General features: G+C 25.2%; 14 protein-coding genes. All 14 read right to left on the minus strand.

Annotated elements, in window-relative coordinates; translation table 11 throughout:
- Positions 1-267: 267 nt before the first annotated feature.
- Complete coding sequence (locus OM90_RS06860) at positions 268-732, minus strand: hypothetical protein (RefSeq protein WP_058486162.1); 465 nt, start codon at positions 730-732, stop codon at positions 268-270.
- Between the two features lie 1,512 nt (positions 733-2,244).
- Positions 2,245-3,675, minus strand: coding sequence for a contractile injection system protein, VgrG/Pvc8 family (locus OM90_RS06875; RefSeq protein WP_058486165.1), 1,431 nt, complete (start codon positions 3,673-3,675; stop codon positions 2,245-2,247).
- A gap of 12 nt (positions 3,676-3,687) precedes the next feature.
- Positions 3,688-4,170 carry a hypothetical protein gene (locus OM90_RS06880; protein ID WP_058486166.1) on the minus strand — a complete coding sequence of 161 codons (483 nt, stop codon included), beginning with the start codon at positions 4,168-4,170 and terminating at the stop codon, positions 3,688-3,690.
- Between the two features lie 18 nt (positions 4,171-4,188).
- A complete protein-coding gene (locus OM90_RS06885) occupies positions 4,189-4,797 on the minus strand; it encodes a hypothetical protein (RefSeq protein ID WP_058486167.1) in 609 nt (202 codons plus the stop codon).
- A gap of 15 nt (positions 4,798-4,812) precedes the next feature.
- Positions 4,813-6,207 (minus strand): contractile injection system protein, VgrG/Pvc8 family, encoded by a 1,395-nt coding sequence (locus OM90_RS06890; RefSeq protein WP_058486168.1) that lies wholly within the window; start codon positions 6,205-6,207, stop codon positions 4,813-4,815.
- 32 nt (positions 6,208-6,239) lie between these two features.
- Entirely contained in the window at positions 6,240-6,836 is a 597-nt protein-coding gene (locus OM90_RS06895) for a hypothetical protein (protein WP_058486169.1), read from the minus strand.
- A 13-nt stretch (positions 6,837-6,849) separates the two neighbouring features.
- Entirely contained in the window at positions 6,850-7,176 is a 327-nt protein-coding gene (locus OM90_RS06900) for a DUF4280 domain-containing protein (protein ID WP_058486170.1), read from the minus strand.
- Between the two features lie 31 nt (positions 7,177-7,207).
- Positions 7,208-9,271, minus strand: a complete 2,064-nt coding sequence (locus OM90_RS06905; protein WP_058486171.1) for a vWA domain-containing protein — start codon at positions 9,269-9,271, stop codon at positions 7,208-7,210.
- A gap of 22 nt (positions 9,272-9,293) precedes the next feature.
- Positions 9,294-12,101, minus strand: a complete 2,808-nt coding sequence (locus OM90_RS06910) for an RHS repeat domain-containing protein (RefSeq protein WP_058486172.1) — start codon at positions 12,099-12,101, stop codon at positions 9,294-9,296.
- A gap of 54 nt (positions 12,102-12,155) precedes the next feature.
- Entirely contained in the window at positions 12,156-12,929 is a 774-nt protein-coding gene (locus tag OM90_RS06915; protein ID WP_058486173.1) for a hypothetical protein, read from the minus strand.
- 5 nt (positions 12,930-12,934) lie between these two features.
- Entirely contained in the window at positions 12,935-14,560 is a 1,626-nt protein-coding gene (locus OM90_RS12385) for an acetate and sugar kinases/Hsc70/actin family protein (protein WP_058486174.1), read from the minus strand.
- A 20-nt stretch (positions 14,561-14,580) separates the two neighbouring features.
- The gene (locus OM90_RS12390; protein ID WP_058486175.1) at positions 14,581-15,555 is read right to left on the minus strand and encodes a hypothetical protein; all 975 of its coding nucleotides are present in this window, start codon (positions 15,553-15,555) and stop codon (positions 14,581-14,583) included.
- Positions 15,556-15,580: 25 nt separating this feature from the next.
- Positions 15,581-16,270 (minus strand): hypothetical protein, encoded by a 690-nt coding sequence (locus OM90_RS06930; protein ID WP_058486176.1) that lies wholly within the window; start codon positions 16,268-16,270, stop codon positions 15,581-15,583.
- Complete coding sequence (locus OM90_RS06935) at positions 16,270-17,544, minus strand: hypothetical protein (RefSeq protein ID WP_058486177.1); 1,275 nt, start codon at positions 17,542-17,544, stop codon at positions 16,270-16,272. The genes OM90_RS06930 and OM90_RS06935 overlap by 1 nt, the downstream gene beginning before the upstream one ends.
- Positions 17,545-17,559: the final 15 nt, after the last annotated feature.

Consider the following 17,559-nt stretch of genomic DNA (forward strand, 5'->3'; position numbering starts at 1 on the left):
ATTGTAACGTCGTACATGTTTTTTACATTTGTATCTGCTGGGATAAAGGCATAGTATTGTTGGTCGTCGCCTACATCAAATTCTACTAGCTTGGTTTTTTCATCTCCCCAGTAATTTTTTATATTTAAATATTTTGTGGAAAATTCTAAAATTAGCTAGATTTATTAAGTACGCCCAAAAATAAGAAAAAATATTAAAATTTAATTTATACATTAAAATAAGCTTAAAATCAATAATGGAGCGAGATTTAAAATAATCCCACCCCAACTATTGACAACGAGTCACAATATTATCATATTCACTCTGTAAAGACGATATAAATTTAAGTATTTCTTCCTTTGTCACTTCCATTTTTAATCCAATTTTTGATTCAAATATCCAATCTATTGAATTATTTATATTAAATTGATCTGAAAATATCTCTATAATATATTTATCTTTATTATTTTTAAACTCTAACCTAAAATCTTTTTCATCAATTGGTTCAAATATAAATTTATTTGTATTTTTATTAATAACCGATAATAAACCTTTACATATCTTAGGTACTTCTGGTTCAAGAAATGCATCCAAATATAACTGTGAATTATTTAATGATAATACTGTCACATATTTATAATTTTGTTTAATTCCCAAATTTAAAATATATTTGAGCCAAAAATTATTTTCTTTATTATTCTTTAATTGTAATTCTATAAATGTATCATATTTAGTATTATGTAGATATGCCATTTCATTCTCCTTTCTATTGAGCAGTTAAAATAGTATTTAATTGCCATACATCTGAATCTTTTGCTTTGTATAATCTTACCCCAATCTTTAAATTACCTCCTCCAGTTTTAGGCATTATACCATTTATCTCAAGAATATCACCATTTGGTATTTTTTTATATGTTCCTTCACCTGTTGTTGCTATTTTATTAATATATTGCATCCACTTATCTGTATTACCTTTTGGGTCAATAACTTTAAGACTGTATTTACCATTTCCGAAAAAATGTTTCTTTTTGGCATGTTTTAATCCATGAAAAAATTTTACTTTTCTTAATGTGCTACCATCGCCTATTAATTGAAAACTTTTATTTATACCCTTTACATCATCATCTGCTTTATTCGGAATATCAATTTGATTTTTATTGTTTTGATTTTTGTTATTTCTATTTTTATTATTTTGATTTTTCCATTGATCGTTTGTATCGTCTAAGCCAACGACTTTTCTTTCTTGTTCAAAGTTTTCATTTAATAATCTATTAGATTCACTATTTATGCCTTCTCCTATATTATCTCCTTTTTTAAGGGNCTTTTCTTTCTTGTTCAAAGTTTTCATTTAATAATCTATTAGATTCACTATTTATGCCTTCTCCTATATTATCTCCTTTTTTAAGGGTTATTTCTACTCCGTCGTCTGTGTTTTTTAAACTTGTTTTTAAACCATCATCAGCAAAATTTCTTGTTTGAGAAATTCTCTTATTAGAGAAATTATTGAGTTCATTTTGAATTCCTATTCTTGTATTATCCCATAAATCACCACCTTTTTTAAAGGTTATTCCTTCATTTACATTTCTTAATTGTTTTGTAATATTATTTTGAGTTGTATTTTTAAATGCTTGAGTTTGCAATTTGCTATTTGTCCTTATATAGTCTACTGAAGAGTCTATTAATTCTAGTTCTTTTTTAGATAAGTTATCTATATTCTTTAATACACCCTTTTTAACAGGTTTTGCTCCTATTATCATTTTACCTAATTTGGATTTTGAAAGCAACTTTAGTAAGTCTTTTAATATATTATCTACATTTTTAAACAAAAATTTTCCTAAGGGTGTTTTTAGTAATTTTGTTCCTATTTTCCCTAATCCTATTACATCTCCTATAAATGGTATTGCAGCTATACATGATAATCCCGCATCTGACCAGTTTCCTCTTGCTGCTGATATACCTGCGTTAATTAAATCTGGTACTACTCCTAAAACAGTGAACATACCTGCTATATCTAATCCTAATTGTAATGCATCTAAATATGTATCTGGATTTTCTTTTACATGATTTACTACTTTTTCTCCTATGTCTACTGCTTTATCAAAAGCCTTTTCTCCTATGTCTATTGCTTTATCAAATATATCTTTTGGACTAGGTATATCCCAGTTTTTTAATGCATTACTTACACACGACCTTATATTTATCATTTTACCCCTCTCTTTTATTCCTTTTACATTTTAAACTTTTCTTACCTCCTATAAGTGTGTATTATATTCTTCCTTTCATAGTTATCTTTGAGCTTTTGAATTCCGTTTTTCCATAAAGCCTTGCTGTACTTAGAAAAGCTTCTTTTCTTATTTCTTCTTTATCACTTACATTTATCTTATTTCCTGTTATTGTTATGTCGCTTTCTGATATTATTTCTATTTTTTTATCACTTTCTAGACTTATACCCTTTTCTTCTTCCATGGATATATGCATTTTACCTTTTTTTTCTTCTTTTGCTGTTATTTTTAGTTCTGATTTACTCATTTTTATTTGTTTATGATTTATAGTTCCTAAATATTTTGTACTTGGGTCTTTGGTTAGGGGATTACTTTTCCCATCTGTCCTATTTATAACCCTTACATAGGCTTTGGTTTCGTCTGCCTCTGGTATATATAGTTTTGCACTATCTCCTTCCTTTGGCATTACATACCAGCCTGTTGTTCCTTCTGAGGTATATGGTGTGTTATATTTATAGGGATATGCTTCTTTTTCTGTTTGTTCTTTGTCTATATTTAAATGCAGCTTTATGGTGTCTTTTTCTACTTTTAATATTTTCCCGTCAAGGCTTGCTCCTCTTATTTTTTCATTGTATATTTTTCTTACTTTTATGCCTTCTGGTTTTTGAAATTTATAGTTTAGATACACTAAGTCTTTTTCAAAATTAAATTTTATTTCTTTTACTATAAAGGGAACTTCTTTATAAGTTACTTTATCTCCTATGTTATATAGATTTTTACTTTCGACTTCGTATATTATATGGTTTAAATGGCTTTGTTTTCCTACATTTTGGTCTATAATTCCAAAGGTTTTTATGTCTTTTTCTATGGTGTAGTATAATTCTTCTTCTTTATAGCTTTCTCCATTGGGTATTCCTATCCATATCTTAGGAGTATCTCCTGTGGTTTCGGGAACTATTACTCCATTAAAATGGGAGGCTAATCGTTTAATAAATTCCCAGTCTGTTTCTTGATATTGTATAATGCTTGCCCCTTGAGAAGCTTTTTTAGTTAAGGTATCTATGTAGTCCCCTTTATATTCTTCTCTTATTATTTTTTTGAATATATTTTCATAGGTGTTGTCTTTATTTTGAAAACTTCGGCTTTTCTTTTTTATATCCATTAAAAAGCTATGACTTAAAGCCTTTATTTTTATGTATTTTACTTTGTTTACATGTTTAAGCTTTATGTCTATTACTACTCCAGTAAATATTGTTTGTTCTTTTTTGGCTTTACATTTTATTTCTACTTTATCTTTTAAACTTGCATTCATTATTAGGTCATCTTGTACATCTTCTTCTAGTATTCCTTGTATTTCTGCTTTCCCATGTTCATTTATTTTTTTCTCTACTGCTATTTTGGTTATTGTTTTTATCTTATAAGGTATTTCTACCTTTATATCTTGATATGTAAGCTGATTTTTTGTATCACTCATTTTATCCCCCTTTTAATACTGTTTTAGCTTTTTCATTCTTATCCCTGATAGATTATTTCTTAGAATGCTTTCTGCTAAGGCTAAAGGGACTATGGTTATTTTTTTGAATTTCCCCAATTTTGCTATAAATAATGTCCTATCTTCTAATTCTTCTTTTTTTATTTTTATCTGTTTATCTTCATCTTCTTCTACAACTTCTTCTACTATTTCTTCCTCTAACAGCCAATACACTAAATTTTTATCTTTTGTTACGACAAATATAGGCCTCCAGTTTAAGTCTGGATAATATGTGGATGCTATATCTTTGAATTTATCTGAGAATAGGGGAATGGGACTTGATATAAAGTCTACATATTCTACTTCACAAACCATTCCTTCTTGGGATACATTTATTTTTTTTGTTATAGGTTCTTCACTTTTTAGTTCACTTTCTAGTAATGATATTTTTAAGGGTTTTGATCTTCTATCATCAGTTTCTATAACAAAATATTCCACTGTCATCTCCCTTTTCTTTTAGGTATTAATTATGTCTTCTTCTTTTGTTTTTTCATATAAAATGATGGTATTGTCCATATATTCTCCTATTAAAAGTTGAAAGTCATCTTCTACTGATATGGTGTTCATTAGAGTTTCCATATCCATCTCTTCTACTGCCTCCATGTATGCATATACCATAAAGTTATGAATTTGTTCTATTAATATTTGTATTATGTTATCTACATCATTTGGTGTAACATATAAAAAGTATTTTTTAGCTTCTTTATAAAGGGTATCCCACATGGTATCTAAATCATTATAAAAATAACTAACATCTATATCCGTTATATCTTTTGGATTAATATCAAAGTATAGGTATTTGTTATATGCTTTTATTCTGTATTTGTAGTTTCTTTGGGCTATTTCTGTTCTTAACATGGTGATTATTAGATATCCTAAGGTTTTTAATTCTCCTTTTTCTTGAAGTTCTTTTATGATTTCTACTGTTTCTTCTAGGTTTCTTTTGAAGTCTTTTTTTATTTTGTAAATATCTTTTCTTAAATTTTCTACTAATTTATTCATTATTTCCTGAAATAAAGGCATTACATCTTTATTTAAAAACTGCTCTATTCTTTTTTCTTTCAATATCATTCCTCCAAATTAACAGTTGTTTTTTATCTTTCTGCCTTCTATTACTATATCTTTACCCATTTGTATTTTGCTTTCTTTACATTCGTATTTGATCTCTTCCTTGGCTGATATATTTATTTTTTTTGCTGAACTAATACTAAGATTTGATTCTGTATTTATTGATATAGGTTTTTTACTAAATATTGTTATTCCCGTTTTTTCATTTATTTTGATATATATTTCTTCATCTTTAGCTGTTATTAGTATTTCTTCTGGACTTAATTTGATTTCTTTTCCATCTTTGGTTCTCCAGTACTTTGTTGCAGGATCTGTTATTTTATCACTGCTATTTTCTTGAGTTCTTATGGAATTTATGGATACAGCTTCTTCTTCTTTATTACTAGGATGATATATATATACTGTATCTCCTATTTCAGGCATACAGTACCATCCACTATTGCCTTCTGCTGTATAACTAGTAGTGTATTTAAATAGATATGCTGTATTAACATCTTGTTTTTCATCGATTGGGAATATATGTACTTTTACACAATCATTTTTTACTTCTAATACTTTCCCTTGAAGGGAAACTCCACAGATTTTATCATTATAAATTTTGTCCACTGAAAGCCCTTTTTTAGTTGTTAGTACATAGGTATTAACTACTAAAGAATCCTTTATTTCATATGTTAGTTTTCTGACATATAATTTAATGTTTTTATATTTTACTGGTTCAGCTAACTGTAAATACTCTGTTGTTTCAACTATGTATTCTGTTCTATCTAATTCAGTAATATTTGGATTTGTATTTTGAGAACTTATGGCAAAGTCTTTTATTCGTTTTCTTAGGCTATAATTAAAATCATCTAATTCTTTTTTACCATCTAATTCTGGTATTCCTATATAATATTTGGGTTCATTAAATTTGCAATCGGGTAATATAGGACTATTAAAGTGAGAAGCTAGTCTTTTTACAAACATCCAATCTGTTTCTTTATACTGGATTATATATTTCCCTGTGGTACTTCCATTAGTTGCTTTATCTAGGGAATCTCCTTTGTATTCCTTTGCAATATTGTTAAATATTTCTTTGTAGGTTTGATTTATATCTTGAAATGTTCGGCTTTTTTCTTTTATATCCATTAAATAAGTGTTTGATACTGCTTTTATTTCTAAATAATAGGTATCATTTACATTTCTAATTTTTATATCTTGTACTAATCCTTTAAAAAGTATTTCCTGCTTTTTATCTATATTTTGATATACTTCTACTTGATTCCCTAATTTAGTATCTTCTATATATTTATCTTTGTTTTCCTTATCAATCATTCCTGTCAAATGTAGATATGCATGGTCATTTATCTCTTGAGTTATTTTAAGGTTTTTGAGTTGTTTAAATTCAAAGGGATATACACTTATATCCATATATGTATTGGTAATGATAACTACCACCCCCTTTATACTATTGTTTTAATCATAGCTTTTGCTATTTTATGCCAATCTTCTTTATCTGATATTAAACAATTAAAGGTTCCCATTGTAAATTTTTCTTTGACGGATAAAAAAAACATAAGATTATATATATCTCCATCAAAGGCAGAGGTCTTTATCTCAAAATAAGGTATATCTAAAAATTCAGCTTCTATTACTCCTTCTCCTAAAAATTCGCTGGTAGGATTCATTATTTTAACTGCATTTTTAAAGCTATCTCTTATTTCAACTAAATCTTCTTCTTCTACATTTTCTTCATAAGGTTTAAAGGTTAAATTTATATCGTAAGTTTTATTTGCATAAATATATTCTGGTCTATTTTCATTGGGATATTTTAATTTTTTTATTTCTTCTGGTATTAATTTAAATTCATCTGGAATGTACATTTTTAATTTTTCAGGTATTACTTCTACTTCAGAAAATTTTATTATTTCTCCATCTATATTTATATCTTCTACTTTAATATCTGGTATAGCATCTTCTTCCTCTATTATCATTTGTGCTATACTTTCTTCTACTTTATTTATTAAATCAACTATTTCTTTTTCATCTTTATTGGCCATACTATCCCTCCTTTTATTGACCATCATCTACAATACTTATGACTCCCCCTATTGAACAAAAGCATTTAGAGCTTTTTAGTAAAGCTTTATCATTCCCCACATAGACATCTCGTTTTGTTAATATCCATTTTGAGTTAGTTGCTACCACACATGGTGGTGGGGGAGAAGAAATTAGACAATTTCCAAAGCATCCTATATTTTTTATGGGTATATGGTCGCTTGCATTAGCTTGTTTTTTATTTTTTAGATATACTCCATGCCCTTTTGGTAAAGTAAGTTTTGATAATTTTGTTCCTAAGGAGCATTTTAATTTTGCTCCTTCTACAACATATGAATTCATAATATGCCTCCTTTTTATAAAATTTTATTCTTTATACTCTAGCTACATTTTTTACATGTTTAAAACGCAGTTCCATTTCTGTTACATTATCTTCAAATATAATATGTAGCCTGTCATCATAATGAAGTATTTCTTTTTTGCCTCTTGGTACAGTCTGATTTTTAAAGGTTATTATGCAGTCTGTTTCATGGTAAAATATTACTGTTCCATTTCTTCCTGCTTCAAAGTATATCTTATAAGCTTCTCTTAAGTTTTCATTTACATCTAGCATAGAAAATAAGTCCCCTAAACTAATAAAATGTATATCTTCTATATAAGCTGCATTCCAATTTAATACTGGGATTTTATTCCCACTTAATGTTTTTAAAAAATATCCTTCAAATTTAACTCTGTGAAAGCCTATTCCTTTTCTTATTGGCAATGCTTTTGATAGTTTAAATTCAACTGATCTTGATTTTTTTAAAAAAATCAAATATATAATTAGCAAAATACTAAAAATACCCAATACTCCTAAAATAGGTTTTTTGTAATATATCCAAAAGGGCATAATATCTAATTGTATATTAGCTTCTATAATACCCCCTCTATTATCAGATACTTGCAACTTAACACTATCTAATCCACTTTTTATAGGAGTTAATATAAGCATATTATCTTTAATTTCTGCTTTAGCTAAATTTTCATCATGATTTATTATGGTATATGTTAATAAATCTTCATCAATATCAGAAAAATAATCATTTAAATCAAATGTAATTTCCTTATTTTGTTTTAAAACATTAATTTTTTGCTGTTTTGATTGTTCTGGGTTATTATTTTTAAAAACTACTTCTTGTATTGTTGATTTTTCATTATAATCTTCTCCTCTAACATTTACCTGTAAAGCATATGTTTTTGGATTTTTATTATTATATATAGCCAAAAAATTTGTACCTGTATTTTCCATGGGTAAAACTTCTATTGTATTGTTTTGTAAATCTTGTATAATTAATTCTGCAGTTAAACCATCATAAAATGTATTATCCGATACTGGAACTTTATCTTCTAAATCAAATAATTTTACTTTAATTGGTATCTGAGCATTGTTTAATTTTTCTGATATTTCTATTTTGGGAATTACATTGGCATAATTTATCACATTGATTTTTATGGTATCTCCTAGAGCTGCATAAAAATTAAGGGTAAGACTATCTGTCATAGGGTCATTTATTTTTATCCCTGTATATCTTTTAGAATTATATAAATTCATATCTGATGAAGAATACTCAGTTTTTACCTTTCCTATGGATTTATTATGTTGTATTAATATATTAGTTTCACTTATGTATTTATTAGGAATAGATAAAGTAATTTTTTGTTCTGCTCCACTTCCTTCTATTATTCCATTAGTTATGACTGGTACTTTTGTGACATCTTCAAAAAGGGTGTTAAATAGTTCAAGAAGTTCACTGGAATTTTGTATTTTGTATAATTTCCCTCCTGTTTCTTCTGATATTTTCTGTAAATAATCAGTATTTAAATTCCCATTTCGGCTTAATCCTATAGTATAGATAGGGCAATTTATATCCTTTGCTATTTCAAAAGCTAGTTCTTCATCCTTTTTTGAGTCTTCATAGGTTCTTCCTGTTTTTGAATATGTTAAATCTGTTTCTCCGTCTGAAAACAATATTATGGCAGGTCTAGTATTTTCCTTATAGGCTTCTTTTAACATTTCCATTCCATATCTAAGTGCCATACCTATATCTGTACTACCTTGTCTTTTTAATTTATCAATTTGAGTTTTTATATCATTTCTATCTTCTATTTTTTTAATGGAAGTTAAAGGATAAGATGATAGAACTTTATCACTATAACTTACAAATCCTATTTCTGTTTCTTCACTATAACAACCATCTATAAACATTTTAATTATTTCATTGGTTAACTTTTCTTCATCTTGATAATTCATAGAATTACTACAGTCTATTAAAAATAAAATACTATTATATTTTTTTTCAGTGAGTTCCTCACCATAAACTGCTATTGTTTTTATAGGCGATATTAATAAAATGAGTATTATTAAAAAAATATTTATAATCTTCCTTTTTGAATCCATTTGCCCACCCCTTTAGCTCATATCATCCTAAATTTTCTTGTATATTATTTTCTATTTCATACTTTTTTACTTCCCCATCTAATCCATATAAAAATTTTATTTCCATATTGTCAGACGTAATAATTTTTCTTATTTTATTAATGCTGTTATATGTATATGCTGTAACTTGTCCTGATTTATCAATAAATTTTGTTATATTATTTGCACAATCATATTCAAAAAGTTCATATTCTCCATTCGGATAAATTATTTTAACAATTCTGTTATATTTATCATATATATACTTTAAGTTTTGTTTTGTATTTATTTTTACTTTTTTAATATTATTATATTTTTTTTCTTTTTTTTGGCTTTGTAAGGTCAAATAAAAAGAATTTTTATAATCATATTCTAAAAATTCCGTATTACTAGAACGTATCATATCTCCATTTTTATCATATTCAATGACTAGGGTGTCTCCTGAAGGAATTGTAATTTTAGTTAAATTTCCATTTTCATCATATTCGTATAAGGTTTTTATTTTTGCTGATGACATATTCTTTATATCTATTTTTTCTGATTCCAAATCTATATCATCTATATCTATCAAATCTATTTTTTCTGATAATAATCCTATTTCATTATATTTATATATAATTTTTTGTTTGGTATAATCATTAATCTTAATGATTTCTTTTACTAATCTATCCATTCCTTCATATATATAATGTATTTCTTCTCCTGAATTAGAAGAAAAATAGGTTATATTATTCCCTCCATTATATTCATATTTTTTTATTTCATATGTTAATGGTTCTTCGTCTTTTAATACATATTCTGCTCCCTTTTTTTCTTGTATAATATTTTGGTTTTTATCATATGAATATTTGATAACTTGATATAAGGTTTCTTCATATTCATTTTTATCTACGGGAATACGTTTTTCTAATATATTACCTACATAATCATATTTAACTATAATATCAGTATCTATTTTCTCTACTAAACTTTTTTTATTTTCATCTTTATAATCATTTAATAATACCTTACCTGTAGGAGTTTTTATGCTAACTAGTATATTATTTTCATCGTAGTTATAAATGTATTTACAAGCAGGTCTTTTATTTATACTAGATTCTTTTATCTCCTTTGGTAATATTACTTCTTTAAGATTTCCCATAGGGTCATATTGTCTAAAATCATAAGTTCCATTAGGGGAAATGGATTGTACTAATAAATCTTTATTATTGTATATAAATCTTGTTTTAACTCCAAGATAATTTTCCATTATCATGCGAGAAACTTCATCATATTCTCTTTCTATTACTTCTTTTTTCTCTTTATCTTTCTCACTATAACGAATTATAATTTCAGGAAATACACTTTTTTTCGTCTTAAAAATATTTTCTGTGATATTTTTATTCGGATCTATGATTTTTGTTATTCTTCCATTTGCATCATACTCATATTTAGTTACAGCTATCATTCCTTTATATATTTTTTCTCTTACTTCTATTAAATTGTTATTTGAGTCATATGAAAAAAATTTTTCATATCCATTTGGTTTAATAATCTTAGAAACTAAATGTTTATTATTATAAAAAATATTTTCTATAACTCCATCTGAAGATTGATAAGATATCAACTGATTATACTGATTATATATATATATTTGCTTATAATCTTTTATATCTGTTTTTGATATGATATTTCCCCATGTATCATATTGATATGTATAGATATTATTATTGGTTATAATCTCCTTAATGAATCCTACATTATCGTATTTAAAAGTAATTGGAAAATCTTCATTATGAAATATTATCTCTTTGCTTTCTAAGTTATATGTTATATTCCAAAATAAATTATTAGAATAATATAATTTCTTAGGAGTCCCTAATTTGCTGTATTCCATATGAAATTCATTATTCCCATTACAATCTACAATCTTAAATATTTTTTTACAATTATCATCATAAAAAAATCTATATTTACCTCCATTAACTTGCTGAACCATTATTAAATAATTATCTTCGTAAAAATATTTTACCTTTCTTCCAATATTATCTGTTATTTCGGATATTTTGTTATTTTCATATTTAAAGCTTAAACTTTTTCCACATGAGGAAATAATTTTATCAATCAAATAAGAATTATTTATATATCTTAATTCTAAAAAGTTGTTATTATTATCTTTTATAGCTTTTAATCTTCCATCAAAACTATATATATATTTAAAACCTAATTTATTTACTGTTATTTCTTTTCTTTTGAAGTCTTCATCTTCTATAAAAACTAAACTTCTTTCATCTGTATTTATCCATTTTTCATTTTGTTTTAAAAATATATATTTTTCTCCATTAATTTCATAAACTATTAGCTTATCTTGAGAATAATCACAATATGTTTCATATTCTATAACCCAGTTATATCCTAATAATCCTATTCCTTTTGTTTTAGTAGACTGTAAACTCATTATTTTTTTAGAATTTGAGTTATAAAAACGTTTTATAGATAAATTTTTCCCTATACATAAAATGTCAAAATCAACATATTCTTTTGAAATATCTCCTTTTACAATATCCATAATACAATTTCCTAATTTTATGCTTCTTCCATTTAGCAATATAGGATCTTTATTATTTCCACAAACTTTTATATTTTTAATTTTATTTAAAATATAGGGTCTATCTTTATTGCATTTTTTAGCAATGTTATATGCTTTGGCAAAATCATATTGTTTTTCTGAAAGTAAATTTTCTGAAATACCATAATCTAATTTGGGTAAAATGATTTCTTTTTCATTATTAGGAGAAATAGGTATTTTTATAGTTTTTTTTATTATATTCATGTCATCACCATTTTCATATCCTGATCTCAATAAGCTTTATATTGATAAAAGAAGTTAGTCTAAAATAATTTTTCTTCCTGGTACTTTTGAAGTTTTTGAAATAGGATTTTCTTTTTTAATCATGTCTAAAATTTTAACCAATCTACTGTGAATTTCTTTATTAGTTAAAGATTTTATTTCTTCGCCTAATTTATATGAAATATAATTATAAATTACTTCTCTTTCTATTCTAGTGCTATTTAAACAAAGCATGGCAAAGTTAATATCTAATGGATTTTGAGTTCTGCACGCCATTACTTGCCTTGCAAAATATTTTAAAATAGTATTACTAATAGTGGGCTCTTTATATCCTGAATATTCAACATTTACTATATTTATAGTATTGTATTCTGTTGTAAAATCATATAAGTCTTGATAGTTACTGCGTAAATATGCACCTTTTTTTAATTTAAAACGTCCAAGTTCTTTTTGATTATCCATTAAATTCATATCTTGATCTATTTCTATTTCGATATATTGGGTTAAATAATCATGATCTTTTAATTCATCATAAAAATTTACTTTTATCATAACTTCAACTTCTGTTTCTCCATAAGTTATGGATGTTGGATTATTTAACACATAAAGTTTTCCATTATGTTTTATAATTCCTTTAGTAAAAGTTATAATATTTTCTTCTACTTTTGGTGTTAATCCACATACTATCCCATCAGATAAATTTTCATTATATATTTCTAATACATCTCTTGGATAATCTCTAAGATTTTCTAACATAGAACTTTTTAATATTCTACCTTTTTTAAAATATGGATACTTTATTTCTTGCATATCTCCTACTTCCTTCCGTCAAAAAAGTTAATCTCCCATTCTTCATTCTCAAATGGAAAATATTTTCTCTCTCCCATAAGTAGTACTCCTTCTTTTCTTGCTAAAGGTAGAACATAAAAACCCCATTTGTCTTCAAAAGCAAATGTAAATATTTTTATTTCTCCATCTTTAATACTATCTACATCATCTTGTAAAATTTTATCTCCATAGTGTTCTTTTATTTCTGTATATGTAGTTTTTTTGAAACGTTTTATATTAGTATATAAATAATATTTATGTAAGATGTTATTATCTCCATCTAATAAAGTTAATTCCACATCTTCTGTATTAATATTTCTAGAAACAAATCCATAGCTTCTATTGATCTTTTCTAAGTTTGAAATCATTGTGATTTCTTTTCCCATATGGTTTAATGCTATTAATTTATATGGAATGACTGGAGCTTTATTAATAATAGTTGGAGATATTAACCCTATTCTTTTAGCATTTTGATATTTTATAGCTCCCTCTAAACATATTAATTTAAAGTCTTGAACATTTTTTTCTTTTTTAGCCGATTGAATAATTCTTCCTGGAATAAATTCTTTTAAGGCATCTCTAAAAATATCTATTTTACAAGTTTGTCCAGTTAATTTGATAAAATTAATATCATCAAGTTGTCCATCTAGATAAATAGGCTCTATAAATTTTTTAATTACATAATAAATATCTCCTTTTATTAAAGTATTGATTTCTTCTTTTGTAATAATAATTTGAGGAATTTCTGTATTAAGTTTTAATATATTTTTTTGATCATATACATTAATTCTCCAACTTTCTTCTGGTATAATCTTAGAATCTTTTTCATTTGATTTTATTCCTTTAATATGAAAATCTGTCTGCCTTACACTTACTCCTTTATAGAAATCAATTTTGATTTTTTCTGCTAAATTCCATAAAAAATAAAAATTACTTCTAACCTTCATATATTCATTAGTGGAATTATTAATATAATCATTAAATCTAGTTGGTATGATAGCTTCACTCTCTTTATATAATTTTTCTAAAGGTTCGTATAATGTTTTATGTCCATATGTATCTATATATCTGTAAATATTTGAAATTTCAGAATCGAATATCTCATCTATTCTTATAATATCTTCTTTTCTATAATATTTTGAAAAAACTATTTTAAGGTATTGAAAAATTCTATAAGTTATATTATTTCCTCCATAATTTGTTTCTCCATTAGCATATGTAGTTGTAATATTTAACTCATATGTTATAGGGTCTTGTTTTATATAGTAACTACAATTTGTAAGATCAGTCGTTCCTCCTCCACAGTCAATAATCAATGCTTTATATTCTTCCTCATATCTAAAATTATTTTTTTCTATTTGATTTGAAATAGAATTGTATAAAACTGCAATTCCTTCATCTAAAGCATTATTAATCTCTACATTATAATCATTAAGAACCTCTTTATACATTTCAAGAAATTGTCTTTTTTGTTTTATTGGACTTGTTATATGTATATTTTTATATTTACATTTGTGCTGCTGTTCAGCAGTATGTATAAGATATTTAAAGTAAGCTCGTATAATGTCTTTTCTTGATATGGAAGCTATATTACCATTTTCATCTGATACCACTTCTTCTTTTTTATAATTATTTATCCATTTTTTATTCCATAAAATACTGTTTGTGGAGTATTATAACTATTTTTTCTAGCATGTTTTAATGCATCATATCCAAAACGATAAACTATATTATCTGGATCACTGCAGTCTTTTATACTCACTACTGTAGGAATAATTTCACTCATAGCCTGGTTAGGCAATAATACATTGCTAAATTTTACTTTGTTTATATTATTAAAATCTATACTATTTTGGTACCATTCTAAATTTTTATTATCATCTACATGATTTTTATCTAAATAAGCTCCAACAGCCGAATTGCTCGTACCAAAATCAATTACAAGAAAGGTATTAGTATTAATAGTATCTAAAATTATTAACTCTGAAATAGGTTTTACAATAACATTTAGTTTTCTATAAGGTTGATTGGAATTTTTATAATAAAAATCATAAATATATTTAGAAGATCTATTATCTAAAAAACCAAGACTATAATTTTTATATAAAGAAACTTTTAAATCTTCTTTTAATAATTTATGATTGCATACTAAATATAATTTATCTTGTAATTTTTTGCAGTTTAGAATTCCACATATTTCTTTATTTTCATTAAGAAGAAAAACATTCCCTTCTACAAGGTTTTTCCCCTTAATAATATGTTTATCATAAATAGTTGTATTAATTTCTTTATAAAGTACTATTCTGGCAGGAATTTGTATATCTTTTGTTCCTTCTATAAAATTTAAACGAGAATTATATTGTTCTATTAATGCTTCAAATTTATCTTGTTTATATGTATTAATAAAATTTTTAGGGTTTTTTCCCCTATATTTTAAAATTGTTTCTATTATATATTCTCTATCAAGTTTATATGCTACACCAATAACTATCTTTTCTTTCCTACATATTTCTCTTAATTGAAGGGTTGTAAGTTGGTTTAATTCTTCACGAGTATATGTGGCATTTTTTGGTTTTGTTTGGGGATGTAAATTATATGTATATCTCATATATTTCTACCTTCTCCTCTATGTATTAATAGTTTAATAAATTGTCTATAATCATCATATCTTCTACGCCTATTACACCAAAAATATTTTCCCAATATATTTCTACATTATATTTAAAATTAAGAAATAAATATTTTATAACTTCTATTTTTTCTTCTTTTTCTTTTGTTTTTTTAGTACGAAGAAATAATATAATTTCGTCTTTTTCTACAATATTGTAAAAAATATATGAATTAACAAATATTTTTTTAATTGTATCTCTTAATACAAAGATACTTTCTCCTGTCTTATAAAGATTAAGAATATTATTAGCCAATATTTTTTGTTCATTTTTGGTGAATATATCAATTTTATCCTTAATGTATTCGCCAAAAAATCCTTCATACATGTCTTTTATGACAAAATTTATATAATATTCTCTTCTATTCATACCCATAAATACATCTATATCTGCTAGATGATGAATAACTAAATCATGAATACAGTCTATTATTTCTTGATTTTCTACTAAGTTAGGATCAAATAAATTCTTAAAAATGCTGTAATATCTATAATATGGATTTATTTCTACTACAGGTAATATATCTACTTCATTTATATCTTCAAAACTTAATTCCATATATCCTGAAAAAGGTTGTCCTATCTTAAACTTTATTGTTTTGGGGTCTATATTTTTATCTTTTGCTTTAAGTATTAGTTCCCAAATGTAGTTCATTATACTAACTCTCCAATACAATAGTATTCTGGAAATAGTATTTGTAGTTCTGATACTAAAAAACTCATTTTATCTAATACTAAGAAATTTTCTCTATCTTCTGCTTTAAATTTAACTAATAAAATTTTTTTATTTTTATCAATTCTAAGATTATCATCTACAAAGCTATTATAATCTTGAGTTTGCTTTTCTCTGTCATATTTATCTAAAATTTCTACATCTACAAAATGTAAATCCTTTGAAATTTCATAGGATTTCATAAGTTTTGCTATCTCTCCCTTTGTTCGTATAACTATAGATTTTATAGATGAATATCTTCCTATAAATCCTAATGTTCTCTTATTAGACATTAATTCATATTTATAAGTTTTTTTATGAACATTAGATGGAGATTCTATTTTTATTAGATTCCAAGTATGCTGTTCATCACAAGAAGAAACAACAACTAAATTTTCTTTCTCTCTTTTTACATATAAAAAATCTATATTATCTTCATCTATCAAATATCCATTTTGAATTCCTGCTTCTATAAGAGGAATTTTATGTTCGTAATTTATTCTATCCCCTGCTGGCATTGGAAAAGATTTATCTTCAATAGATATTCTTCTTATATTCCATAGTGGAATAGCGTTAACTACCTTATATTTTTCATATTCTCCTAAATCAATACTGATCTCTTTTATTTTTTCTCCATCTTTTATCTTAAAAGATGATGCTAATATAATATCTATAAATTTATAAGCATAGGGACAATTAATGGTATTCCATCTAACAGCATTAAATTGAAATATTCTATAAAGTTTTTCTATTTCATTTATATATTTTTTACAATGTTTTAATTTAACATCTATTTCATACATATCTTTATCAGTTTTAATATATCCTTTATATTTTTTATTACTTGATACGATTTCTTTTAATGTTAAAAAATCGCATTCCATAAATACACTTGTTAAAACTACTTCCATATTGTTTTGTAATTTTTTATTAATTTCGTTCATATCATAAATTGGATTCTCTAAGTCAGATGGAATCATTGGATGAAGAAAATCATTAATAGGGTCAATATTAGAAACTAAATCCACACAGGAATATATATAAAATTTATCTAAAGGGTCTTCTATTTCATCGTATATTCTTTTTTCAAGACGTTCATACATATTCATGTTATAATCTATAACATTTTCATATACATCAACTAATATCTCCCTTAATAATCGTCGTTCATTTAAATCTGTTATTGATTTTAGTCTATCCTCAATAATGTCTTTCAATATATTCCTCCTTAT

Origin of the sequence: Defluviitalea phaphyphila, from assembly GCF_001466305.1 — a bacterium.
GTDB classification, from domain to species: Bacteria; Bacillota; Clostridia; order Lachnospirales; family Defluviitaleaceae; genus Defluviitalea_A; species Defluviitalea_A phaphyphila.

Bases quoted from the DNA above. Each gene is read 5' to 3' on its own strand.
- OM90_RS06895 (WP_058486169.1), bottom strand. From the start codon at position 6,836: ATGGCCAATAAAGATGAAAAAGAAATAGTTGATTTAATAAATAAAGTA.
- OM90_RS06890 (WP_058486168.1), bottom strand. From the start codon at position 6,207: ATGGATATAAGTGTATATCCCTTTGAATTTAAACAACTCAAAAACCTT.
- OM90_RS06875 (WP_058486165.1), bottom strand. From the start codon at position 3,675: ATGAGTGATACAAAAAATCAGCTTACATATCAAGATATAAAGGTAGAA.
- OM90_RS06910 (WP_058486172.1), bottom strand. From the start codon at position 12,101: ATGAATATAATAAAAAAAACTATAAAAATACCTATTTCTCCTAATAAT.
- OM90_RS06900 (WP_058486170.1), bottom strand. From the start codon at position 7,176: ATGAATTCATATGTTGTAGAAGGAGCAAAATTAAAATGCTCCTTAGGA.
- OM90_RS06905 (WP_058486171.1), bottom strand. From the start codon at position 9,271: ATGGATTCAAAAAGGAAGATTATAAATATTTTTTTAATAATACTCATT.
- OM90_RS06930 (WP_058486176.1), bottom strand. From the start codon at position 16,270: ATGAACTACATTTGGGAACTAATACTTAAAGCAAAAGATAAAAATATA.
- OM90_RS12390 (WP_058486175.1), bottom strand. From the start codon at position 15,555: ATGAGATATACATATAATTTACATCCCCAAACAAAACCAAAAAATGCC.
- OM90_RS06860 (WP_058486162.1), bottom strand. From the start codon at position 732: ATGGCATATCTACATAATACTAAATATGATACATTTATAGAATTACAA.
- OM90_RS06915 (WP_058486173.1), bottom strand. From the start codon at position 12,929: ATGCAAGAAATAAAGTATCCATATTTTAAAAAAGGTAGAATATTAAAA.